The sequence below is a fragment of the Hahella sp. NS-SX17 genome, from assembly GCF_057367735.1.
In genome coordinates this window covers 3,178,146-3,201,747 of the sequence record NZ_CM170632.1, presented here as the reverse complement: position 1 = coordinate 3,201,747, position 23,602 = coordinate 3,178,146, and the positions used below count along the sequence as shown (strand labels likewise).

At 50.1% G+C, this 23,602-nt stretch carries 21 protein-coding genes; 12 read left to right on the top strand and 9 right to left on the bottom strand.

From position 1 onward, the window contains the following. Positions 1–118: 118 nt before the first annotated feature. The 3 genes from AC2IBB_RS14410 to AC2IBB_RS14400 form a co-directional block, all read right to left on the bottom strand. The gene (locus AC2IBB_RS14410; protein ID WP_486333530.1) at positions 119–1,027 is read right to left on the bottom strand and encodes a transglutaminase-like domain-containing protein; all 909 of its coding nucleotides are present in this window, start codon (positions 1,025–1,027) and stop codon (positions 119–121) included. Positions 1,028–1,049: 22 nt separating this feature from the next. Further along, positions 1,050–1,928, bottom strand: a complete 879-nt coding sequence (locus AC2IBB_RS14405) for a rhodanese-like domain-containing protein (RefSeq protein WP_486333529.1) — start codon at positions 1,926–1,928, stop codon at positions 1,050–1,052. Positions 1,929–2,121: 193 nt separating this feature from the next. Then, the gene (locus AC2IBB_RS14400) at positions 2,122–2,694 is read right to left on the bottom strand and encodes a DUF1285 domain-containing protein (protein WP_486333528.1); all 573 of its coding nucleotides are present in this window, start codon (positions 2,692–2,694) and stop codon (positions 2,122–2,124) included. Between the two features lie 280 nt (positions 2,695–2,974). Between AC2IBB_RS14400 and AC2IBB_RS14395 the strand changes: the two genes are divergently transcribed. Then, positions 2,975–4,138: an aminotransferase class V-fold PLP-dependent enzyme gene (locus tag AC2IBB_RS14395; protein ID WP_486333527.1), complete on the top strand. Its 1,164-nt coding sequence runs from the start codon at positions 2,975–2,977 to the stop codon at positions 4,136–4,138. On the opposite strand, the gene sixA is transcribed toward AC2IBB_RS14395, so the two are convergent. The 4 genes from sixA to AC2IBB_RS14375 form a co-directional block, all read right to left on the bottom strand. Next, positions 4,132–4,593, bottom strand: coding sequence for a phosphohistidine phosphatase SixA (gene sixA, locus AC2IBB_RS14390; protein WP_486333526.1), 462 nt, complete (start codon positions 4,591–4,593; stop codon positions 4,132–4,134). The genes AC2IBB_RS14395 and sixA overlap by 7 nt on opposite strands. An 11-nt stretch (positions 4,594–4,604) precedes the next feature. After that, on the bottom strand, positions 4,605–5,636 hold the full coding sequence (locus tag AC2IBB_RS14385; protein WP_486333525.1) for an NAD(P)H-dependent glycerol-3-phosphate dehydrogenase: 1,032 nt from the start codon (positions 5,634–5,636) through the stop codon (positions 4,605–4,607). A gap of 232 nt (positions 5,637–5,868) precedes the next feature. Beyond that, a complete protein-coding gene (locus tag AC2IBB_RS14380) occupies positions 5,869–6,381 on the bottom strand; it encodes an STAS domain-containing protein (protein ID WP_486333524.1) in 513 nt (170 codons plus the stop codon). Positions 6,382–6,384: 3 nt separating this feature from the next. Continuing rightward, on the bottom strand, positions 6,385–7,563 hold the full coding sequence (locus AC2IBB_RS14375; RefSeq protein WP_486333523.1) for a PP2C family protein-serine/threonine phosphatase: 1,179 nt from the start codon (positions 7,561–7,563) through the stop codon (positions 6,385–6,387). A gap of 223 nt (positions 7,564–7,786) precedes the next feature. On the opposite strand from AC2IBB_RS14375, the gene AC2IBB_RS14370 reads away from it, so the two are divergent. Further along, positions 7,787–9,235, top strand: a complete 1,449-nt coding sequence (locus AC2IBB_RS14370) for an HD domain-containing protein (protein ID WP_486333522.1) — start codon at positions 7,787–7,789, stop codon at positions 9,233–9,235. Positions 9,236–9,269: 34 nt separating this feature from the next. Here AC2IBB_RS14370 and AC2IBB_RS14365 read toward each other — a convergent pair whose 3' ends face one another. Then, positions 9,270–10,226, bottom strand: a complete 957-nt coding sequence (locus tag AC2IBB_RS14365) for a YbgA family protein (protein WP_486333521.1) — start codon at positions 10,224–10,226, stop codon at positions 9,270–9,272. A 305-nt stretch (positions 10,227–10,531) separates the two neighbouring features. On the opposite strand from AC2IBB_RS14365, the gene xthA reads away from it, so the two are divergent. Further along, positions 10,532–11,344: an exodeoxyribonuclease III gene (gene xthA / locus AC2IBB_RS14360; RefSeq protein ID WP_486333520.1), complete on the top strand. Its 813-nt coding sequence runs from the start codon at positions 10,532–10,534 to the stop codon at positions 11,342–11,344. A 119-nt stretch (positions 11,345–11,463) separates the two neighbouring features. Next, positions 11,464–12,084, top strand: a complete 621-nt coding sequence (locus tag AC2IBB_RS14355) for a TetR/AcrR family transcriptional regulator (RefSeq protein ID WP_486333519.1) — start codon at positions 11,464–11,466, stop codon at positions 12,082–12,084. Between the two features lie 36 nt (positions 12,085–12,120). Here the strand turns inward: AC2IBB_RS14355 and AC2IBB_RS14350 are convergent, their stop codons facing one another. Beyond that, a complete protein-coding gene (locus tag AC2IBB_RS14350; protein WP_486333518.1) occupies positions 12,121–12,534 on the bottom strand; it encodes a phasin family protein in 414 nt (137 codons plus the stop codon). Positions 12,535–12,709: 175 nt separating this feature from the next. Between AC2IBB_RS14350 and AC2IBB_RS14345 the strand changes: the two genes are divergently transcribed. The 8 genes from AC2IBB_RS14345 (at position 12,710) to AC2IBB_RS14310 (ending at position 23,547) form a co-directional block, all read left to right on the top strand. After that, complete coding sequence (locus AC2IBB_RS14345; protein ID WP_486333517.1) at positions 12,710–13,756, top strand: hypothetical protein; 1,047 nt, start codon at positions 12,710–12,712, stop codon at positions 13,754–13,756. A gap of 128 nt (positions 13,757–13,884) precedes the next feature. Continuing rightward, on the top strand, positions 13,885–14,739 hold the full coding sequence (locus tag AC2IBB_RS14340) for a YiiX/YebB-like N1pC/P60 family cysteine hydrolase (protein ID WP_486333516.1): 855 nt from the start codon (positions 13,885–13,887) through the stop codon (positions 14,737–14,739). A gap of 377 nt (positions 14,740–15,116) precedes the next feature. Next, on the top strand, positions 15,117–15,932 hold the full coding sequence (locus AC2IBB_RS14335) for a lysophospholipid acyltransferase family protein (RefSeq protein WP_486333515.1): 816 nt from the start codon (positions 15,117–15,119) through the stop codon (positions 15,930–15,932). Beyond that, complete coding sequence (locus AC2IBB_RS14330) at positions 15,932–16,885, top strand: SDR family oxidoreductase (protein ID WP_486333514.1); 954 nt, start codon at positions 15,932–15,934, stop codon at positions 16,883–16,885. Before AC2IBB_RS14335 ends, AC2IBB_RS14330 begins: the two co-directional genes overlap by 1 nt. Before the next feature lie 100 nt (positions 16,886–16,985). Continuing rightward, positions 16,986–17,243, top strand: a complete 258-nt coding sequence (locus AC2IBB_RS14325; protein ID WP_216739195.1) for a hypothetical protein — start codon at positions 16,986–16,988, stop codon at positions 17,241–17,243. A gap of 122 nt (positions 17,244–17,365) precedes the next feature. Next, positions 17,366–19,384: an XrtA/PEP-CTERM system histidine kinase PrsK gene (gene prsK / locus AC2IBB_RS14320; RefSeq protein ID WP_486333513.1), complete on the top strand. Its 2,019-nt coding sequence runs from the start codon at positions 17,366–17,368 to the stop codon at positions 19,382–19,384. Positions 19,385–19,514: 130 nt separating this feature from the next. Then, a complete protein-coding gene (gene prsR, locus AC2IBB_RS14315; protein ID WP_486333512.1) occupies positions 19,515–20,867 on the top strand; it encodes a PEP-CTERM-box response regulator transcription factor in 1,353 nt (450 codons plus the stop codon). A 25-nt stretch (positions 20,868–20,892) separates the two neighbouring features. After that, positions 20,893–23,547, top strand: a complete 2,655-nt coding sequence (locus tag AC2IBB_RS14310; protein WP_486333511.1) for a tetratricopeptide repeat protein — start codon at positions 20,893–20,895, stop codon at positions 23,545–23,547. Positions 23,548–23,602 lie beyond the last annotated feature (55 nt).

Sequence of the window (23,602 nt, the reverse complement as noted above, 5' to 3'; positions counted from 1 at the left end):
AGGATTTCCGTACCAATTCCCATCTTATCCTCTACAGCTCTACTACTTGGATGCATGATTTGAAAGCTCAAAAACTCTTTTATATAAACAAGACTTAGTTAACTTGGCCGCCATCTACTCATTGCATTTCAACAACGACATTCTCGTCATCTACTGAAAAGCGGCTTCGTCCTAATGGCTCACCATCTGCGCTTTCACTTAAAACCCTGAAAGCGACATAATCTTCTTCCTGTTGGTTAAATACGCCATTGAGTGGGTCTGCAAGACGCCAGCGGCGACCATCGTGGAATAAAGCCCAATTGTGATAGTCAACGCCGGAAATGACTGTAGCGGGTCGGGAGGCGATGAAACCGCCCAACGGAATAGCAGGGATGCCTAACTTGCGCAGAATAGCGACATAGGCGAATGTGTATTCGGTACAATCGCCGGTCTTATTCTCCAGCGCCCATACCGCTCCCCTTTCTTCTTTTATATAACCGGATGGTTGCAGATGCTGCGTTAACCAGTCAAAGACCGCCTTGGGTTGATGTTCAAAAGGGAGGCCTTCAAAGAGTTTCGCAGCCTCACGAACTTCAGGGCTATCAACTTCTATATATTTTTCATTCTTTAGCCATAACTTAGGGTCTATTATGATAGGCGCTAAGGGCATCATGGTTAACTCAGCGTTGATCGTAATATCTCTGGCTTCATATGAGGCCAGTTGAACTATTTTGTAGATGAGCGTTTGATTCGAAATTTCATCTGTTTCCTTCCCATATCCTTTAGGCCCGGTCAGGGCGACTAATCGTTGCATTGGATAGTCGCTAACTGGTGCAAATAAATGAATAGATAGATCCTTGGCGAAAGCCTGACCTTTGTTCTTGACCACAAACTGAAATCGAATCAACTTTTTAGTAGGCGAAGAAAGACTCGCCATGTGCGCGGTTACTTGCCTGTATAAATTCACCCCGTTCCAGGCGCCCAAGCCTAAGCACAGGGCCAACGCGACAGGAAGTATTACAACGGCTATAAATCGTGTTTGCGTCATATATCTAATGCTTCCTTTGTGACTACTCTCCGCCTCGGCAACGATACCGGTCAGGGATTGAGCGCCGCTTTTCCTGAACTGTCGCCAGACTTTCAAAGTGTCGTTCAATGGCTTCCGGACTGGCTTCATACCTATACAGATTGCGATATTGGCTTTCTGCGTATTCTTCCAACGTCCCTTCCAGCATAATTACAGGCAGATTGCGCGACACCTCATCGCCGCCAAGCGCTTTAACGAGAGCCATAGCAAAACTTTTATCTCCCGCAATAGGCAGCACGGGGATATTTTCAGGCACATAGCGACGTACGCGGTCGTACCACGACTGTCCCACTATCAACTTGGCATCGCCGCCAGTTAGGGCTACAACAAACTCAATCTCTGTTAGCCTGGACAACGCGGCGATATCTTCAGGCAGCCCAGCAAGCTTATTCCCCGATAACCGCCAAGCATGCAGTCCTCCACGCACGATTTTGACATCAATAAATCCGGCTTCTTTAAGACGGGCGCACAGCTGCGCACTCTGGCGAGTCAATACCCCCTTATTAATAAGCAATAACGATCTGCTTTTCAGAGTACGTTGATGAAAAATGAAGTTACCGGGGAGGTTAATGGAGCCTGGCACGAAAGCTTTCTCGAAATCATTAGCGCTGCGGGTATCTACAACGGTAACCCTACCCAGATCCACCGCATCCACATCGACAAAGCACGAGTAGTCTTCCGGTATCTCTGATACATCGTAGACTGGAACGTTATCCAAATATTCTTGCTCCATACGACACGCGCCAGAGCGTTCTTCTTTTGCATACGCAATCGGAGCAAGAACAAGAATTAGGGGAAATAAGAAGACGAGGATCAGACGAGCGAAAAGCGTCACCGAAAGAAATGAGTAGAATTTAGACATTACGTCCCCTGTAAAGACACCGTTGACAGCAATAACAACTCTGCAGTCTTGATGGCTAACTCCCTTTAGCGGAATTTACCCCAGACGCCTAACCGGCGCGAAATATATCAAAAGTTAGTAGCGATTAAAATTCGTTAAGGTTCCTGTAATGTTCAATTTATCAAAATTTTACATTTCTACACACTACCTTACCCTAGCCAAGTTTAAAGAAACCTCCGACGCTCTCCACCCCATGCACTGCGACACCATCAATAACACGCCCTTCAGCGAGCTCCGCCAGCTGATAAAACACGTTACGCCCAATTAATGCTTCCATTCCCGAACGGATCAGAACGTAAGGGGACGGTTCTTCAGTGGCGGGGTTTACATGTACTCGGATCGGGTGCTCCTCGGAGACCAGAACGCTTTCGTCCAGATTGGTCGTAAGCATGATGCAAGGCTGGTTCTCATCGTTTTTATAACGCTCCATTACGGTGATGACAAAAGGGGCGTCTTCCACTTCTATTCTGGCTTTTTCCACTGGCGTGACCAGGAAATAATCCCCATCTTCTTTCCTGAGGACACTGGCGAATAGCTTGACCAAAGCCATACGCTCAATGGGATTGCCTTGGTAAAACCACTTGCCGTCACGTTGAATTTTAATATCAACGCTAACCTCCACTGTCGGATTCCAAGTCTCGACTGGAGGCCTTTGCACGCGGGAAATCGCCGCCAGTTGCTCTGACAGTTCCGTAGCGGAACGCAGAAAGGGGTGTTTATCACTCAAAATCGGACTCCTTTTCTAAAACACACTAACGCGAATCAACACCGGAAACCAAAGGCCGTCGGCCTCATTCCTGGCATAAACAGGGCTGGCGAAGCCCACCGTGAAATCAGAAACAACTATCAACACTTATCACCCCAGCGAGCCGGCCTCACCGGACGGCCTGAAAACAGGTATTACGTATTGAATCAGGATAGCCCCCATACTAGAGTCCATCTTTTAAAGACGCCCATTATAACGGAATAAACGTCGCCGCTACGGCGACAAAACGCGGATAATACCCATGCCTTTAGACAATGCCTCTTTTGACCGTCTGGTCGCCAACGAATTTCCCCTCGACGAATCCATCACCTACATCAACCACGCTGCAGTCGCTCCCTGGCCTTCTCGCGCAGTGACGGCTATCGAAGCTTTCGCCAAGGAGAACCTCAAAACGGGCGCCACCCATTACCCAGAGTGGCTGAAGAAGGAGCGTTCTTTACGATTGCTGCTCAAAGATCTGGTCAACGCAGAAAGCATCAACGAAATAGCGCTGGTTAAGAACACATCAGAAGCATTGTCTTTCGTCGCTTATGGCCTGGACTGGAAAGCGGGCGATGAAGTGGTGATTTCCGATCAGGAGTTCCCCTCCAACCGCATCGTGTGGGAATCTCTACAGGAAAAATTCGGCGTACGCGTTGTCTTCGCCAAACTCAAGCAGGCTGATACCCCTGAGCAGGCTGTGCTGGAAGCGCTCTCTGAAAAAACTCGCCTCGTGTCCATCAGTTCCGTGCAATACGGCACAGGACTGAAAATGGAGCTGACGTCCTTGGGGGCTGAACTGAAACGCCGCAATATCCTTTTCTGCGTGGACGCCATTCAAAGCCTGGGAGTTTGCCCCACTGACGTTCAGAGGGACAATATCGATTTCCTGATGGCGGACGGACACAAGTGGATGCTGGGGCCTGAAGGGCTTGGCGTCTTTTACGTCAACAAACAACGCCTGGAAAGTCTTCAGCTCACCCAGTACGGATGGCACATGGTGAAGGATCGGGGCGATTACAGCAAAGACACTTGGGAGCCAGCGCCCAATGCAACCCGCTTCGAATGCGGCAGCCCTAACATGCTGGGAATCTTCGCCCTCGAAGCCAGCCTGGCGTTACTGGCGGAAGTCGGCATAGAAGAGGTTTACAGGAAAATCGCCGCTAATGTATCCACATTGAGAGCGCTACTATCTGATATTGAAGGCATTAAATTTATCACGCCAGATGATGAAGCCCGCTGCGCCGGCATTCTGACCTTCACCATTCAAGGCCACAGCATGCCTGAACTTCATCAACAGCTGATGGATAAAAACGTTATCTGCGCATCACGTGGCGGCGGCATTCGCTTCTCGCCTCACTTTTATACCAGAAAGAAAGACCTGGAAACCGCCGCTCAGGTTCTTAAAGCGCTGTTAGCTCAATAGATTCTGCTTTTCTCCATAGCGCGCCCTAATCCCCAGACCGGCATTTCGTATTCACGAATTTCGCTGGTCTGGAACCCTGTGGAAGGAAAGCCGCCGCCGTGTTCAAGTAAAGCGGCAAGCGCCGCCACCAATGGCATGTGAGTAACCAGAATAAAGTCCTGATCTGCAAATGGCTCCAGCGCGGACAAGCATACCCTGGGTTCGTCATCCGGGGTGGCTGTCTCCATAATATGAACAGAGGCAATCCGAGAAAAAACATCCGCTACGATCTCTGCAGTTTGAGTAGCGCGAACATAAGGGCTGTGCAAAAGCCTTAACTCGCCTTCATGATGACTCGCCAGCCGCTCCGCAACTTCTCGTGTGCGAATACGGCCATAGGCAGTCAGTTCACGCTGCCTGTCTGACGCAGCCCGCATCTCCGCTTCGCCATGACGCATAAAAAAACAGGTTCGCATAACAAGCTTCCTCAATTGACTTCCGAGCGCGGCAATACAAACTCGACATCGCTGTTTTGTTCTCGCAGCATGAGCTGAGAGACGACTTCTTTTATGGGGTATTGCTCATAAATGATCTTGTAAAGTCCTTCCACCAGCGGCATCTCCACGCCTAACTCACGGGACTTGTCTCGCACCAGGCGCGTTGTATTGACGCCTTCCGCCACCTCGCCCAAGGCAGCCACTGTATCTTCCAGCTTTTCCCCTTTACCCAACGCAAAACCGACACGATAGTTACGACTGAGCGGAGAGCTACAGGTCACAACCAGATCGCCCACTCCCGCCAAGCCCAGAAAAGTCATCGGATTGGCTCCCATAAAAACAGCAAAACGGCTCATTTCCGCCAGGCTGCGTGTAATCAGCATCGCCTTAGTGTTTTCGCCCAGCGCCAGTGCGGAAGCCAAGCCTGCAATAATGGCATATATGTTCTTCAGCGCGCCGCCCAACTCGACGCCATACATGTCAACGTTGGCGTAGACGCGAAAATAGCGACAGCTTAATACGTCCTGCACCAAAGTACGCACCACTTCGCTATTACTGGCGACTACAGTCGCAGCCAGACTTTCCTGTCCGATTTCCTTGGCCAGATTGGGCCCACTGATTACGCCAATTTCCTGTTCGGTTAACTCCTCGCGCAGAATATCGCTCATCAGCTTGAAGCCTTTTTCGTCAATTCCTTTAGTCGTACTCAACCAGAACTGCCCAGGTTTGGCGTACTGCTTTGCATCCCGCACCACATCACCGAAGGACTTGCTAGGAACGGACACCAACACCAAATCGCTGTCTGCAACCGCCTCTTCCATGCCGGACGTGCAGATCAAATTCTTATTCAGCTTTACCCCGGGAAGATATCTGGCGTTCTCCCCTGTTTTGCTCATTTCCGCAGCACGCTCGCCGTCCCGCATCCAAAGGACTGTGAGGTAACCGTTTCCTGCCGCAATATTCGCTAACGCAGTGCCAAAACTACCGCCGCCAAGGACAGTGACTTTTTGTGAATTTTCCATAGAACTAACTGTGTTTAGGTTATCAATTAGCGCCAGTGTAAGCGCCCAAGTAGAAGTTTTCTAACACTTTTCGGTTATCAAAAGCTCATGTTACGCCAACCATAGAATATTGGCGGATACAAAGAGTTTAGCTATAGAACTTTAGGCAAAAAAGAAATGACTGTACGGGTGGGCATATTTGGGAGGTTGCGGAGAGCGTCAGCTAAAACGCTCTCTTGATAATGGCGGGAAATCAGTACGAGGAGACCGAGGAGGCTGGCCCTTGATCACATTCCAGCGCCTGCACCAAATCTTTAAAGGCGGCGCGATTGCTCTCATTCAGCTCCATCAATACTTTGTGCGCCGCAAGCACCTTCTCGCGCACTTCTTGCTCAGACGCCAATAAAATGGGAATTTCGGAGAGATGTTCAATAGCCGTTGCGGCTTTCTCCACAATGATAAACAACTGATCAAACCCCATCGACAGTACCAAACGAGTAATGTCCTCATTGGTAGATACGATGGTGGGAAGAATTTTACGGTGCTTTTTGGCGAAAATCCCAATCTTGGCGAGAAGGCCAAGCGTTGTACTATCAACAATACTCGTCTCTCTCAGATCAATAACCACCGTTACGAAAGACTGATCCTCTTTCATCTCGTCGATTAAATGATCCAATGTAGAACACAAATTCAGCCGGATTTCTCCGATAAATTTGAGTACGTAAACACCCTGCTTTTCCGCCTGGAGTATTTTATACCCTGACATCAATTACACCGTCGTTTCCATAATAGACACGATTGCTATGTCATCGGGCAATTCGGTAATCCACCTCAACCCGAACGCTTTTTCCAGTTCAGGTATAGTGTGACGCGCCTCCTGCACGGTTTCAAGCAATGCTTGCTCCTTTTCTGCGAGTGATTTGGCATTAATCACTTCAAGAAGACCATCGGAGCAGATAACCAGGGAAAATCCCGGCGCCAGCGGCTCTTCATAAAGAGGATAGACAGGGTCGTCAAACAGGCCAACGGGCGGCCCCTTTCCATCCAGGTAACGACTAACGCCATTAACGGACATTACTGGCATAGGAAAGTGAGCGCCCATGGAGTAGCTCAGCACACGAGTCTGCAAATCGATAACGCCAGCAAACATGGTCAGATGCTTGCCAAGATCGGTATCCAGCAACTCCGCGTTGACTCGCTTCAAGAACCGGTCCGGATACAGTATGTCGTCGCTGGATTGACGGCGCAGATTGCGCTGCAGCCGGTTGCTCAGGTTTTTTAACAGCACAGTTACGAATGCGGATGAGGCGCCATGACCGGAAACATCGGCGAAATAAAATGCAATCTTGTCGCCGCTAAGACGGAAGTAATCAAAAAAGTCGCCACTGAGATATAAAGACGGCTTGATGCAGTGATCAAACTGAATGCCACCGTACTCCACTTCCTTCTCCGGCAGCATCTTCATTTGAACATGACGACCAGCGCGCTGGTCCGCCTGCAACTCCTCCAATCCCGCGCGCAACTCTTTATTAGCCAGCTCTAGGTCATATCGGTACTGTTGATTCTCGCGGTAGACCCGCACCTGATCGATTTGTCGCTGAATCGCTTCATCCAATACAGCGACATCCGCTACAGGCTTGACGATATAGTCAGATGCGCCAGAACGTAGAGCGCCCAGAATATCTTCTGCATCTGCGCGCTTGCTGTGAATAACAATGGGGGGTCTGGGATGAACGTCTTTTAGCAGCGAATACAGGGACTTGATGTCATCAGATGTAAGGTCGCCGATGATGATATCTGGACTGACCTGCGCTTTAAGATCCGTAAAACATTTGACTGACGCACAATGCACCACATGGAACCCCCTTGACGCCAGGTGTTCCTTCATGTGACGGGATACATCCTCGTCGGAGTCGATGATGAGAAGAGCTTCCTCTAGATCAGCCATGGCTCATGCGCCACTTACTTATTAAGCTATTTTTATACACTGGGGTAGGTCGACAGCTGGCATAGTGAATATTATTGTAGCTCGTTACTTTGTTTTTAGCGGACAACCGCTCGACCTGCAAGATACATTTGCAACATAATGTCAAAAATTAGAATTATCATACTAATTGCCCCTATGAGATTTTATACGCATTTCTCTCTATCCAATTTCTTAATAATTCAGCATGGATAAGTTCTTATACGACCTTCTGGGCGTCAGGGATCGCCTCATAATGGACCCTGTACACGGCGCAATTACGCTATTTGAGCACGAAGTTGGCGTCATCGACCACCCTCTGTTTCAACGTTTGCGCCATATTTGCCAAAACGACATTCTTTCGCTGGTGTTTCCCGGCGCCACTCATTCGCGATTTCTTCACAGCATCGGAGTCATGCACGTGGGGCACAAAATGTTCCGGGGACTGATGGAATCCTGCATGCGCAGGCAGAGACGCGCACAGGGCAGCGCGCCCCTGCCTTTGGCTTCGATTGATTTTTTCAATAAGCTGACGCGGCTGGCGTGCTTGCTGCATGATTGCGGGCACAGCAGTTTCTCTCACCAGTTTTCGAAAGTTCCCAGTATCGCCGCCATGCTGGGGACCAGCGAGCCATTTCAACATCTGTGGGCTCAAGCTGATATCAGCGATGAGGATATGGCGGCCTTGTATCCAGAGCGCCCTGAGAAGCTGGAGCATGAGCATTATTCAGTTCGATGCGCATGGGAAATACTCAATTCGCCAATCTCCGGCCATGCGCCCTTTTCCGCTCTGGATGTCAGCGCCCTGATGGAAACAACAGCTGGCGCAGTAACGCCCGAGTTCTCTCGGCATGCAGAACTAATCTGGCCTTTGCTCAGTGGCTCGATAGAAGCCCCCATGAAGCCGGAGCGACACATCGTACAACTGTTACGCTTGATCGTCTCCGGTGAAATTGACGCGGATCGTGCGGATTATATGTTGCGGGATGGTTTCCACTCCTCAGTGACAATAGGCGGCTTTAACCTTGATCATTTGCTGAAGAACCTGCATGTGGGCTGGGACCCAGAATCCGACTGGATGGGGCTCGCCATTACTCCGAAGGGGCTGGGGGCGCTGGAGGACTTCGTCTACTCCCGTCACCAGATGTATCGCAAAGTTTATGGCCACAAAACATCGATAGGCTTTGACTGGCTGTTAAGGCAAGCCATGGAGGAAGTCATTGGTCAATCAGACGTTGGAGATTACGTTAAAGCCTGCCTCACCGATATTAATGAGTTTTGCTATTTAACGGATAACTACTTTTGGGAGCAATTCAGGCTTCTGGCTCGCAAACAGCCTGATAGCTATTCAAGAATGATGATAAACAGAGTGCGCCCTCACCACCTTCACACGGAGGAGAGCACACAGGCTATCGATCAGGAAAGCATCAAGCTGGCGTTGGCTGAGCGCCGCGGCCTTAAGACAGAGCAGGTTGTCTGCTGCACATTGAAAGCGCGCTTCTCCAAAATCAGAGGGGCTTATGAAGACATCAAAGTCCTGCAAAAGCCTTCCAGCCCTGACGCCCAAACGCCTCGCTACGCTCTCATCGGCGAAGTAAGCAACTTCTTCCATAAGTTTGAAGACGAAATCATCGCGCACTTCTATCTCAAACCTTGAATCAGCAGGGGGCGCCCGCCCCTAATCACTTCTCTCAGATAGCATTCCTAAGACCCAGATGAGGAGGGTAAGGCTGTAGATAAACCTGCTCAGCGAGAAACCCATCTTGGGTCGCAGCACAATAATGCTTCAGCAAAGTCAGCGGGGCCACAAGCGGGATGACCCCGTGGCGGTAATCCGCCAAAACCGCATCCCACTCTTGCTTCTGCCAACCATTCATTGTCTTGCGAAGCACTTTGGAAATATTAGTCAGCACATGGAAGTGATTCTTCCGCTGCGCCCGGCGCGCCAGACAACGCATCAGAACAGTCTCGTAATGCTCCAGCGCGCTCTTCACCGAATCCGCCCTGGCTTGGGCGGCGATATTGCCCATTTGAACCTGGCTCTGAGGATGATGCGCTATTAATAGATACTTATAACGGCGGTGAAACAACTGCAGCCTTTCCAGAGATGGAGTAGCGAGAACCTGATCTTTCCACTCTCTATAGCAGCACACCCGGACAACGAAGTTCTCCAACAACGCCGGCTCGTTTAACCGACCCGCTTCCTCAACCGGCATATTGGGGTGAGACTGCATCACCTTCGCAGCGAAGATTCCCGCCCTCGCCCCGATGACGGCATCGCCGCTCTCGTTATAGAGCTTCACTCTAAACGCGCCGCAACTGGGAGACTTCTGCATGAGTATGTAGCCATCCAAACGGGAAATTCTCTCTTCAAGCGACACAGCATAAGACGACAATTTGTCCGTAACGTCCAGATTGGCATTCTTCGAACCGACCGCCCTCACTTGCCCATCACGCTCGATCAACCGAATAGGACGGCGAGGAATCCCCATCCCCACCGCCACCTCAGGACAAAAAGCCTGGAAGTCAAATACGTCACGCAGCCGCTCGGTCAACAGGGCGGATTTCTTATGTCCACCGTCGAACCTGACCTGCTCTCCCAGCAAGCAAGCGCTGACGCCGACTTGAGGACGATTGCCATTTTCCACTTTAACCTCCAATACCCATAAACGGATGCGACACAACCAACAAGATCAACCACTCGCATTGATTATTAACATGACAATGATATCGGCATGTTAATAATCAAGCGTTTACGCAGCGGCTAGCCGCGGGAGACAGGACCAGACACGTACAGGCCCTGTCGTTGCAGACAAATAGAAGAAAGCTATTTGTCCGCCTGATTAATACATACGACTGTCGCTGGGATTTGGTTCTTCATATGAACAACGTTGTTCGGTATATTGGCGCGCTATACGTGCTAAAAATTTCCCTTTTCCGGTAGGTACTTATCATGCGGATCGTCTCATTCAACGTAAACGGCGTACGTTCACGTCTTCATCAGCTGAAAGAACTTATAAGCCAGTATCACCCGGACATCATCGGCCTGCAGGAAACCAAGGTCATTGATGACCTGTTCCCCATCGAAGCTATTAACGAAATGGGTTATCAAGCTGAGTTTTATGGACAGAAAGGTCATTATGGCGTCGCCCTGCTGAGCAAACAGCCGGCCCTACGCTGCATCAAGGGGTTTGAGGGCGACAGTGAAGAAGCCCATAAACGGTGGATTGTCGGCGAATACGCCGCTGGCGATCAAACTCTTGTAGTTTGTAATGGCTACTTTCCTCAAGGTGAGAACAGAAGCCATCCTGATAAATTCCCTAACAAGCAGCGCTTTTACGCTGGAACGCTTAACTTCTTGCAACAACATTCTCCCAATCAGCCGATTGTAGTGATGGGAGATGTGAACGTCTCGCATACAGACAGCGATATAGGCATCGGCGAAGAAAACCGAAAGCGCTGGCTAAGAACAGGTAAATGCAGCTTCTTGCCCGAAGAACGGGAGTGGCTGGACCATCTGCTGAATTGGGGACTTATAGACACTTTCCGCCAACACTTTCCAGACGTCAAAGACCGCTTCAGCTGGTTCGACTACCGCAGCCGAGGTTTTGAAGATGACCCAAAACGAGGCCTGCGCATTGATTTGATTCTCGCTACGCAGCCGCTGGCGGCGCGTTGCGTCGATGCAGGCATCTCTTATGAAATCCGCGGCATGGAGAAGGCGTCCGACCATTGTCCGATTTGGGCTGACTTTGATCTGAGGTGAGGCCACGCCTCTCCTTTCGAGCAATACTTATCGAATTTCGCCGAGCAGAATTGCCATGGACGGGCGAAAAGTGAATTATTGTTGAAACTTGCAAATCACAGGATGCTAAGAAAGGTTGCATGAAAACAAGGGAGCGCATCATCCACATCAGCCTGGACCTGTTCAACCGGTTCGGCGAGCCTAACGTCACCACCCTGCAGATTGCTGACGAACTAGATATCAGCCCTGGCAACCTTTACTACCACTACAAAAACAAAACAGAGATTCTGCATGAGCTGTTCGTACGCTTTGAACAACAGATGCTGGAGTTACTGGATGTGCCCAATGTGGAGATCAGCATTGAAGATCAGTGGCTTTTCCTGCACCTGATATTTGAAAGAATCGCCGAATATCGCTTTCTCTATAAGGATCTGGTTAATATTCTGCAGCGCTACGAACGCATCCGTCCCCGCTTTAAGAAGATCCTTCATAAAAAGACGGAAGCCTCCCTGACAATATGCTCAAGCCTCCGCGAGCAGGATATCCTGCTCGGCAGCAACGAAGAGCTGGAAGCGCTTTGCAATAATATAGTCCTCACCATTACCTACTGGCCAAGCTTTGATCTGATTCGCCACCCCGCTGACGCACAGGATATCGACCTATCGCACGGGGTATATCAGGTAATGTCGCTGGTGGCGCCCTACCTGCGCGACGGAGAAAGGCAGGCGCTTATGGCGATGAGCCGGGAGTATCTCACCTAACCCCGGCATTCTGACTTATTCCCGCCGACTCACGTTTTATTTGCCGCCATTGTTCGACTTCTCAAGCTCATCAATTTTCGCTTTCAATTCCTCGATTTCCCGACGCAGCGCCTCAAACTCCTTGTAAGTAGGCATCCCTAAACGATGCAACGCCCGCGAAACTCTTTGATCAAAGACCTGCTCCAGCTTATCCCAAGTGGTGTTGGCCTTGTCTTTCACCTCTTCCACCCGGTCTTCGACCGCCTTCAATTGCTTTTCAAATACGCCGCGGGTTTTCTTCTCCAACTCCTCTCCCTCCTGAACCAACTTCTCGAATACTTTGCCAGCGTCTTCTTCCGCCTTATTGTATGCGCCCAGGCCCGCCAACCAGATTTGACGCGCCGAGTCTTTTATTTTCTTTGACACCTGCTTTGGGGAATTAGGGTTGTTGTCCTGGTCTGTCATAGTCATGCACTCAATCGCCGCCGGTTCCATTTACCATATTATTTATAACACTCCCACGCTCGCCTGGATTTACGGTGCGCCGCACGCCAAGCAATGCGACATACTAACGCGCGTGAACGCCTTTATTAAATAGGCTAGCCGTGTTATCTAATTAAATAAACCCAACCTCAAGGAGCGCTGTTTGCTAAAAATAGACTACGAGCATCTCCGGCAAAGCCGCCAGGGAATATGGATCGCCCTTGATCTGTTCATGCTCTTTATGCTGATCATCAATCTATCCTTGATCATTATCGACGCTTTGTTCGACACGGTGGCGATGCAATATTTAACACGCACTTACACCCCCTGGTTGCACGATCCTTTGGTGCTGATGCATGAGAACTTCTTGCTGGTGGACCTGGCTTTCGTCTCCCTGTTTATTTCAGAGTTCCTACTGCGCTGGTTTGTCGCTATAAAAGAAAAAATATTCGAGCGCTGGTATTTCTTTCCTTTTCTCCACTGGTATGACCTGCTCGGATGCATACCGTTAGGATCAACTCGAATATTGCGTTTCCTGCGTGTGTTCTCGATCATCTATCGCCTACACAAGTACAACATTATTGACATCACCAACACTCGGCTGTTCACCTTCTTCGCTTTTTATTACAACGTGTTCCTGGAAGAACTGAGCGACCGAGTGGTGGTCAAAGTCATTTCCGGCATTCAGGAAGACCTGCGTCATGATTCCGAAATTGGACAACGTATAGCAGAAAAAATTGTCGAACCAAGATTACCCGTGCTGGCGGAAACCTGGTCGCACATGGTGACTCAGTTGTCAGGCAATATGCGCTCCAACCCGGATAATCCGCTTGTCGCCAAACTACGGCGCAGCCTTACCGACGCAATGCAATCCCACGCAAACTTCAAGCGCGTCAACGCTATCCCCTTTATTGGCGGCAACATCACCGGCAGATTGGAAGATACGATTGCGGACATCGTAGTGAGCACCATCGCCAACCTGCTTGAAGACCTGGAAATTCCAGACAATGTAGAAGGCGTTAAGAGCAGCTTCGCACAACTTAACATACGCAGCGGCGGCGCCTTGATGCAGTTGGATGACCAAGTAATCGAACTTATCATCGACATCCTCGAATTGTCCAAGGAGCAAGTGGCGGTGCAAAGCTGGAAAAGAGAGCTACGAGCCGCGCAGAGCACAGCTGCTAAGGATAATGACGCCAAGGGCATATAAACCCGCTTTTTCATGCTATGCGGCCATATAAAGCCCATGCTATATATTAAGTATAAGATGCATGGAGTGGTCGCTGGCGACGCAATTGGCACATAAAGGATTTTCACAAACAGGCGCAGAGTAGAATCATGGGCGCAGGCTTAAAAATTGGTGTTTTCGACACACTTGTGGACTGGCTGGTTAAAGAAAAACCCGTCGCGGAAATTCCTTTAAGCAATTTTGACCGCCTGCGCCATGAGATTCGCCCGTGCGACGTTATCCTGGTGGAAGGCCGCTCTCGCGTCAGCGAAGTCATCAAAGTCGTCACGCAAAGCCGTTGGTCTCACGCCGCGCTATACATTGGCCGCCTACATGAGGTTGAAAGCCCCTATACGCGCCGCAGAATTTCCGAGTATTACGACGGCCAGCCCAACGTGCAGTTGATTGTCGAAAGCGAGCTGGGACGGGGAACTATGGTGCGGCCGCTCTCTTGCTATGATCGCGATCATGTGCGCATATGCCGCCCCAGGGAACTGAATTATCAGGATGCGCAGAATGTCCTCAATTACGCTATTCGGCAACTGGGCTCCAACTACAATATTCGACAGATCTTTGACCTGTTCCGTTTTATGGTGCCTTGGACCATTTTACCCAGGCGCTGGCGCTCTTCCCTCTTCCGCTCACACCCCGGCCTGCCGACCGAAACCGTCTGCTCCACCATGATAGCGGAAGCTTTTAACGCCATTCAGTACCCTATTTTGCCGCTGGTGAAGAAAACCTCCGCCCAAGGCATACAGCTATTCCGGCGCAACCCGAAACTCTGCACGCCGAGCGACTTCGATTACTCTCCCTATTTCGACATCATCAAGTATCCGTTTGTCGATTTTTCACACAGCAAATCCCGCTACAGGTTGCTGCCATGGAACGGCAATGAGAAACTTTCCCCTGAAGAAAGCCATCTCTATATCGACGATCTGCCCGACTATCAGGACAAATTGGAATAATTGAGAGGTTATTCTCTCTATATACCATTCATGAAAGCCTTCTTATATTGTTATAAGAAAATATGATTAAAAAATAATCACTTTCGATTTGTAAATATGTGTAAAAGATCAATACTTAAGATGACTGACTTGCTCAACCCTGCTGGTCAGTCATGTAGGAAGTCTTTCATGGATACTACTCACACCTCTAGCCCGAAGCCTCTCCCTGGGTTTCGGGTTTTTTTGATCTCGCTCACAAACTCACATAACGAAGTTATTTAGCGCCAAAATCAGAAGCTTATGGTAAAGCTTCAGATTTCATCAATGCATCCTTATCGATATACTAGCGGCCCATAAGACATAAGAAAAACGCTGCAATGTCGCCAAGGATAAATGACATGAAATTACGCCCCCTTTTAAGAAGGATTTTTGTCTCAGAGGAACTGGAGCGCCAATATACGAACATCGCAAAACCTGTCGGAACCCTTGGGTATGACCCTTGGGGGCTGAACGTAGACACAAACATCGTTGCGATGGCCCTTTTCAAACCTATCTTTGAAAAGTATTTCCGGGTTGAGACTCACGGCATAGAAAACATTCCCGCTTCTGGGCCTGCGCTTATTGTCGCCAACCACAGCGGCCAGCTTCCTATAGATGGCGTTCTTATCGCTTACGCACTCGCCACGCGCAAGGAGAGCCCTCGCATTCCCCGCGCCATGATTGAGCGTTTCTTTCCTACCGTCCCATACATCGGCAACCTGCTCAATCAAATGGGCGCCGTACTCGGCGACCCCGTAAATTGCGCCAAGATGCTTGGACGCGAAGAGGCCGTCATCGTTTTCCCAGAGGGCGTTCGCGGCTCCGGGAAGTTATATCGAGACCGATATCAGCTGAAACGGTTCGGCAATGGGTTCATGCATCTCGCCATGCAACATAACGCACCGGTTATTCCCGTAGGCGTGGTGGGATGTGAAGAAACCATCCCCGCTATCGCCAATATCGCGCCGCTGGCGAAGATGCTTGGCATCCCTTACGCCCCCATCGCCATCCCCTTTATATTCCCGGCGAAGGTGATCTTGAATTTCGGTGAGCCATTGCACTTCGAGCCGGGAGACATTACTGAGGATGAAATAGCCAAGCGCGTGGACAAGGTTAAGACAGAGGTTAGCCGACTGATCGACAAAGGACTGCACGAAAGGAAAAGGGTGTTTTAATGGCCGCGAGAAGAAAAAAGACTAAACCCGAGTTACTCGTTACCGGTGCGGCGGGCGCCTTGGCGCAGCAGGTCATTGCTCGCTTACGTGAAAAGTACAAAGTCATCGCGGTGGATTTTCGCGAGCAGGTTTATCTGGGCGATGATGTACCCAGCTATCGCATAGACGTAAACAAGCGCGGGTTCGAGGATATATTCCGCAAGCACAGGATCACCGGGGTCATTCACCTTGGCAGAATGATAGCCAGTGAAGAAAACAGGATGCGCCGATACAACTCAAATGTGCTTGGCTCCCACCGACTATTGGATCTGTGCCATAAGTACCACATTCACAAAGTCATCATACTTTCCACTTACCACGTCTATGGCGCCAACGCCTACAACCCGGCGCTGATCGATGAAAGCGCGCCCCTCAAAGCGGCCGAGTTGACAATGGACTTGATCGACTCAGTAGAACTGGAAAACCTGGCCAATATTTATCTATGGAAGTATCCGGATTTAAACATTACGGTCCTGCGTCCCTGCAATATTGTCGGCCCCGACGTCAGAAACACCATGTCTCTCCTGCTATCAAGCAAGTACTGCCCTGTATTGGCGGGCTTTTCCCCAATGATGCAGTTCATACATATCGAAGACATGGCGAACGCTATAGTCGCCGTGATCAGCAGTCGCGATCATCGAGGCATCTATAATGTGGCGACAGAAGACTGGGTGGCTTACCAAGAAGCGTTAGACCGCTGTGACTGTGTCAAAATTCCAATTTGGTCCATTCCTCCAATTGCGCCAAGATTAATAAGCAATATGCTGCAACTTAAATCGTTCCCCCCGTACCTGCTGAATTATTTTAAATATCCCGTGATCATTGACGGTCAACTGTTCAGTTCGACTTTCGGGTTCACCCCGAAATATTCACTGGATGAAATATTCAGCTATTACCGTAACTTAAAGGATTAACGCTTAAGGCCTTCGGTAGACCCATACTTGCCTTGTGCGACCTCTTCACGTATGTACTAGACTTTTTATTTAAGGCGAACGCACACGCGGAGAAGTCGACATGGGGCACTTCGATTTAATGGACTATGCGCTGAAACGGTATTACAACCCTGGCGCAGTCATAACCGATGAGGAAGCGAGCAGGCATCCGAGCCTGCGCCGAACGACCGGATTGTATAAATGGAAAAAGAAAATAGTGAGGAATGTCTGGTTAATATCCGGACTGTTTATGTTGGCTAATCCGTCCCTGCCGGTTATTGTCGCCACAGCGATATTTACAGCCTTCATTTCCTTCAGCATACTTGACGAATCCATCTGATCTGACTTTGACATCTTTGACGGGCCTAGTATTGCAGTATGGTTATTAATTTCGGAGCCATCAGTCACGCAACTGGCGCCCTGGTTTACTTTCTTATTACGCTTCTACTCGCAAGGGGCTATATGCGCCGTCTTGTGGATAGAGCGTTGCTGACCGCCTGTCTGGTCACCTCTATCTGGTTGGGAGCTCTGGCGGCGCAGCAAGCTATCGGCGCGCCCTCTTTCGTCACCCGGTATTGCCTGGAGGTGATTCGCAATGCGGCCTGGATCGGGGTCCTCTTCATTATTCTGGGCATTAATCTCAGTCCACGAAAAAGCAATACGCCAACCCAGTATTGGCTCGGCATGTCTATCATCGCCGTGCTGGGGATTATGCTGGTCGCAGGCTTTACCCGCAGCTTCACTGATGAGCCGCTGATCTCAGGACAATGGCTGCTGCTCGGACAAATCAGCGTTTCGCTGGCGGGACTGGTTATGCTGGAGCAAGTCTGGCGCAACGCCACAGGATATAAACGCTCAAATATCCGCTATCTCTGCCTCGGCATTGGCGCCTTTTATATCTATGACTTCTTTTTGTACTCTGACGCACTACTGTTCAACAAAATCTCGGCGCCTTTCTGGGACGCACGAGGGGCGGTAAACACCATCTGCGCGCCCCTGGTGGCGCTAACCATGGTCAACACGCGTAAACAGCCTATTGACGTGCAGATTTCCAGGCAGTTCGTCTTCCACACCAGCGCCCTGGTATTCGCCGGCCTGTATCTCCTCATCATGTCTGCGGGCGGCTACTACATCAACACTGCCGGCGGCTCCTGGTCCGAAGCGCTGCTGATTATCTTCTTCTTTTCCTCCACCATCATTCTGGTGCTGCTCGGCAGCTCCGCCTGGCTGCGCGCGCGACTTATGGTCTTCATCAGCCAGCACTTTTTTAACTACAAGTATGACTACCGGGAAGAGTGGCTGAGCATTACCCGCTTACTCACCGCGCTAGATTCCGATGAAGCCCTGGAAAAAAGAATCATTCGGGTCATGTCCAACCTAGTCGAAAGCCATGCAGGCGCTCTGTGGCTGAGAGACGAAGACAATAGCTTCTCCGCTAAAGCCTTCTGGAACATGAGTGAAATCAAGTTCGACAAGATAGACGTCAGCTCCGAATTGATAGAATTTTTGAGTCAGGGAGACTGGGTCGTCAATTTGAAGGAATACCAGATTGATCCCACCCGGTATCACCTGATGGAAATCCCAGACTGTATCTGGAACACCAAAAAACCCTGGCTCATCGTTCCACTGTTCGTTCGAGAAAGCCTGTTTGGTTTTGTCCTGATTGCAGAGCCTATCGCAAAAATCGAGCTTAACTGGGAAAACTACGATCTACTGAAGATCGTCGCCCGCCAGGCAGGCGGCTATCTGGCCTTGCTGCAAACCCAGGACAGGCTCTCAGAGTCCAAGCAGTTCGAAGCAGTAAACAGGACTTCCGCCTTCATGGTGCACGACCTTAAAACCATCATCGCCCAGTTATCTCTACTGGTGAATAATGCGGAAAGACACAAAACCAATCCGGTCTTCATCGACGATATGATACGCACCACCGAGCACGCCCTGAAAAAAATGAACCATCTGCTCGTGCAAATAAGGAATCCCGTCACCAAAGACGAAATCACTCAGTTTGACCTCGTCGGCCTGATCAAAGATGTCATCGCTAACGAATCCAAGCGGGAACCTCACCCGTCCTTCAGTGGAGAAAGCTCCGCGATTTCCATCACTGCCGATCGCGACAAGCTAAAAAGCGTATTCGTACACCTCATCCAAAACGCCCAGGACGCAACAGACAAAACAGGTGAAGTCAGCATCTCCGTTAAACGCAGCGCTGGCTGGGTGGTGGTCTTCGTTCAAGATACCGGTTGCGGCATGACGGATGAGTTTATTAAAGGCCAGTTGTTCAAGCCCTTCGAAAGCACTAAAGGGTTAACCGGCATGGGTATCGGCGTATACCAGAGCAGAGAATATATACGCAAACTCGGGGGCTCGGTCGATGTGACTAGCCAAGTTGGCGTAGGGACCTGTTTTACGATCAAAATCCCCATCGTCGGCGCAGCCGTTCCGGCCTCTGGATTCAGCAATATGAAGGCGGTTAACCAGTAAAAACAAGCAAAGTAGTAAAATATCCTGACAGGCCATTCTTCCTCTGTTGTCTTTGGGGATTTCCCTGTTAACATGTACCGCCAAAAAACTACATACCTCCGTTCATGGATATTTAAGGTTCGATCAGTCTGTGAAGAAAAAACTACTCATTGTTGAAGACGACCCGGGTCTTCAAAGTCAGATGCGCTGGTGTTTTGAAGACACAGAAGTCTTCGTCGCCGACGACCGTGAATCAGCCCTGTCGCACTTGCGGCGCGTCGAACCCCAGGTCGTTACACTTGACCTGGGCTTGCCGCCCGACCCAGGCGGAGCCAGCGAGGGTTTTGCGCTACTTCAGGAAATTCTCACGCTTGCGCCGATGACTAAAATCATTGTCGTAACCGGGCGAGAAGAACGTGAAAACGCGGTGAAGGCCATCGGTATGGGCGCCAGCGATTTCTATCAAAAGCCTCTTGATGCAGACATTTTATCCTTCGTCGTAAACCGCGCTTTTCGACTGTATGAACTGGAGCATGAAAACCGTGAACTTCAGCAAAGCAAGTCCACTTCCCGCCTGAAAGGCATCATCGCCTCCAGCCCGCAAATGCTGGAGGTATGCCGAACCGTTGAGAAAATCGCACCGGCGGACGTCACCACCCTTATTCTTGGTGAAACCGGCACAGGCAAAGAGGTGCTTGCACGCGCGATTCATGATCTAAGCCCCCGCGCCGACCACAATTTCGCAGCGATTAACTGCGCCGCGATTCCAGAGAACCTGCTGGAGAGTGAGTTATTCGGCTATGAGAAAGGCGCTTTTACCGGCGCCACTCAGATGAAAAAGGGAAAAATAGAGCTTGCCCACGGCGGCACTTTATTCCTGGATGAGATCGGCGATATGCCTATGTCTCTGCAAGCCAAGTTGCTACGCTTCCTGCAGGAACGCGTAATAGAGCGAGTCGGAGGCATGAAGGAAATCCCTGTCGACGTCCGCGTCATCTGCGCAACGCATAGAGAAGTGACCCAACTTATCGCCGACGGCAATTTCCGGGAAGACCTTTACTATCGAGTTAGTGAAATCACCTTGAAAGTCCCTCCTCTACGCGAGCGTATGGGGGATTCAATCGTCATCGCAAGATCGTTGCTGGAGAACTTCACTAAAACGCTTGATAAGGGCGTCATTGGGTTCGGTGACGACGCAATTCGCGCCATTCAATGCTATGAGTGGCCGGGAAACGTTCGTGAACTGATCAACAAGATAAAGCGCGCAACCATTATGTGCGACGAGAAAAAAATAACAGCCAAGGATCTGGAGCTCGGTGAACAACCTCAATTCGCCGGGGACATTCTGAATCTTCGCCAAGTCCGCGAAGAGGCGGAAAAGCAGGCTATAATTCAAGCGCTGCAATCTACTCAAAACAATATGGCTAAAGCGGCCAGGTTGCTTGGCATAACCCGACCGACGCTGTATAACCTGACCGATAAGTACAATATTTCGTCCTCCTGATACAGGGTGAATCAAGGAAATAATCATGCTACTTCGAAAAGCAGTATCCCTTAAAATTATAATTTTGGCCGCATTCAGCCTACTGGTTGCATGCAGCGGCCAAGACAACAGCGCCCCCACCAAGGAAGAAATTCAGTTTAAGAGTCATTTGGATCAGGCTCGTTTTTTTCAGAAGCAAGGGCAGTTAAAAGCCAGTATTCGCGAAGCGCAAAACGCCATCAATATCAACCCTTCCAGTAGAAAACCTTTTCTGATCATTGCTGAAACACTGTTGATCACAGGCGACGCTGTTAAGGCCAAAGACGCCTACGAGCAAATGCTTAAGGTTCAGCCAGAAACAGCCACAAAAGGCGAGCTTAACGAAGCGCATGTCGGATTAGCCAAATCCCTGTTATTGCTGGGAAAAGTTGACGACGCGATGACTGAGCTGGACAAAATTCAGGAACCCAGCGCAACACTGTCAGCCCGAGCAGACAATGTGAGAGGAGACATTGAACTCTCTAAACGCAATACAGACGACGCTCGCACTCTCTACAACAAAGCCCTGCAATCCGATCCCAAATCATTCCAGGCTTTACTTGGCCTTTCCAAGGCCTCATTCCTCCAGAATGATAAAGACGGTGCGTCCGCGGAGCTGAAGAAGGCTGAAGAACTGGCGCCGAATGATTCTGATGTCTGGCTTTGGAAAGCCAAAATGTCCGCACTGGAAAAGAACTTTCCTGCAGCAGAAGACGCCTATGTGCGCGCACTGGAAGACATTGGTCAATATGACCTGATGACTCTGCAAAAATATCAAACCATTTCAGAGCTAATTGAGGTTCTGCGCGCCCAAGGCAAACATGCAGAAGCCTTCACTTATCAGGAAGTGCTGGATAAGTCAGGCCCAGGCAGCATCAAGAACAGCTATGTTTCAGCGCTTGAAGCAGTCAAAAACAAAGACTACACAAAAGCTGAAGAATACCTGAAAGACATCCTTGAAAAAGCGCCTGGGCATAGAGAAGCAGGTGTCCTTCTAGGTATGGTTAAATACCAGCAAGGCGATTGGGAAGCAGCAGATAAGTATCTGAGCCAGTTTGCGACAGAAGACGTTAACAGCGCAGTCACCAAGGCGCTTGCGGCGACAAAACTCAAACTGCAACAACCTGAGGCGGCGGCGCGTCTGGTTGAGAAGCTACCGAAGGAAGACCCCGACTCACTGTCCATCTACGGCGTAGCGGAACTTGAGTCCGGCAACTTGGCGAGCGGCGTCGAAGCGCTGGAAAAAGCACTGGCGCTAGATGCATCGAACACAGTACTGATCGATAAGTTAGGCAAAGCCTATTTGGCGAATGGCCAAGCGGACAAAGCTATCGCCCTACTCTCAGACAGCAAAGACAAGAACTCGAAAAGCGAAGCTATTCGCGCACTTTTGGTGTCCGCGTACGCCAAAGCAGGTAAAGGCGACCAGGCCAAGACAGAAATTGAAGAGTGGAAGAAGGCTATCCCGAATAGCGCCCTGGCGTTTAACGCGGAAGGCGCCTACTACTCCAGCCTTGATCAATTTGACAAAGCAGAGCAGGCATTCGGACAGGCCAAGAAGATTTCCCCCGATCTGAAGACGCCTTACCGCAACTCCATACTGCTGTTCGCCAAAACACAAAACTGGAATAAGCTGCTGGATGAAACCAAAAGCGCCGTTAAGCAATTCCCAGAGGACCTGGCGCTTATCCGGGCGCTATTTGAGGCGGCCAACAAGCTTAATAAGCTAGACGAAGCCACCTCCTACCTAGAGGAAATCGCCAATAACGTTACAACTACAGCCGCCCCCAGCCTTACACTGGCCGAATTCTACGCTCGCACCGGAGAATTTGATAAAGCCCGCCAGTTCCTGAGCAAAGCGAAAGGTATGGAATCAGCCGGCTCTCAGCTGGAAAGTACGACCCTTCTGGTCGCCACGCTGGAAATTCCAAGCCTTATCAAAGCGCAAAAGAATGATGACGCACGAAAAATGGCTACAGAGGTCGCCAAGACCTTGCCCGGTCGCATAGAAGCAAGACTGTTACCTGTCAAAACCGAGTTCCTGACAGGGAATGAGGCTGCTGGCGTCAAGCTACTTAATGACATCAAAAAGGAATTCAGTGATTCGTCCCTTCCCTATGAAGTGGAAGGCGACCATTACTACAGCAAAAACGAATACGAGAAGGCAATCAACGCATTTCAGTTAGCGTGGTATCAAAAGCAAAGCCAATCGCTAGCCATCAAAATGCACGAAACGCTCAAGAAGGCTCAGGCTGGGGCAAAGTCTCTGAAGCCGCTCGAAGAATGGGTTTCCATTGAACCAAACAGCCCCCAGACCATAACGTTGCTCGCCATGGGCTACCAAGCCAACAATATGCCTGATAAGGCAATTGAGCAGTACGAGAAGCTACGTCAGATTCGCCCCAATGACGCAGTCGCTCTCAATAACCTGTCTTGGCTTTACTTTGAAAAAGGCGACGCCAGGGCATTGGAGTTAGCGGAAAGCGCCTACAAGCTGCAGCCGGAAAGCGCAGCTATCGCTGACACTTATGGCTGGATAATATACAAGAATGGCGACGCAAAAGGCGCTTTACCCATTCTGAAAAAGGCGGCCTCATTAGATAGTAAGTCTGAAGAGATTAAAGCTCATTACGACGAGGTTGCCAAAGCCGCCGGCCAATAAGTCAAACATTGGCGGCCTTGGAACACCCAAGGACGCCACTGCTGTCCCACAGCCT

Coding starts and splice junctions, on each gene's coding strand:
- AC2IBB_RS14385 (WP_486333525.1), bottom strand. CDS start 5,636: ATGGAAAATTCACAAAAAGTCACTGTCCTTGGCGGCGGTAGTTTTGGC.
- AC2IBB_RS14355 (WP_486333519.1), top strand. CDS start 11,464: ATGAAAACAAGGGAGCGCATCATCCACATCAGCCTGGACCTGTTCAAC.
- AC2IBB_RS14375 (WP_486333523.1), bottom strand. CDS start 7,563: ATGGCTGATCTAGAGGAAGCTCTTCTCATCATCGACTCCGACGAGGAT.
- AC2IBB_RS14325 (WP_216739195.1), top strand. CDS start 16,986: ATGGGGCACTTCGATTTAATGGACTATGCGCTGAAACGGTATTACAAC.
- AC2IBB_RS14310 (WP_486333511.1), top strand. CDS start 20,893: ATGCTACTTCGAAAAGCAGTATCCCTTAAAATTATAATTTTGGCCGCA.
- AC2IBB_RS14370 (WP_486333522.1), top strand. CDS start 7,787: ATGGATAAGTTCTTATACGACCTTCTGGGCGTCAGGGATCGCCTCATA.
- AC2IBB_RS14395 (WP_486333527.1), top strand. CDS start 2,975: ATGCCTTTAGACAATGCCTCTTTTGACCGTCTGGTCGCCAACGAATTT.
- xthA (WP_486333520.1), top strand. CDS start 10,532: ATGCGGATCGTCTCATTCAACGTAAACGGCGTACGTTCACGTCTTCAT.
- AC2IBB_RS14405 (WP_486333529.1), bottom strand. CDS start 1,928: ATGTCTAAATTCTACTCATTTCTTTCGGTGACGCTTTTCGCTCGTCTG.
- AC2IBB_RS14410 (WP_486333530.1), bottom strand. CDS start 1,027: ATGACGCAAACACGATTTATAGCCGTTGTAATACTTCCTGTCGCGTTG.
- sixA (WP_486333526.1), bottom strand. CDS start 4,593: ATGCGAACCTGTTTTTTTATGCGTCATGGCGAAGCGGAGATGCGGGCT.
- AC2IBB_RS14340 (WP_486333516.1), top strand. CDS start 13,885: ATGGGCGCAGGCTTAAAAATTGGTGTTTTCGACACACTTGTGGACTGG.
- AC2IBB_RS14335 (WP_486333515.1), top strand. CDS start 15,117: ATGAAATTACGCCCCCTTTTAAGAAGGATTTTTGTCTCAGAGGAACTG.
- AC2IBB_RS14350 (WP_486333518.1), bottom strand. CDS start 12,534: ATGACTATGACAGACCAGGACAACAACCCTAATTCCCCAAAGCAGGTG.
- prsK (WP_486333513.1), top strand. CDS start 17,366: ATGCGCCGTCTTGTGGATAGAGCGTTGCTGACCGCCTGTCTGGTCACC.
- AC2IBB_RS14330 (WP_486333514.1), top strand. CDS start 15,932: ATGGCCGCGAGAAGAAAAAAGACTAAACCCGAGTTACTCGTTACCGGT.
- AC2IBB_RS14380 (WP_486333524.1), bottom strand. CDS start 6,381: ATGTCAGGGTATAAAATACTCCAGGCGGAAAAGCAGGGTGTTTACGTA.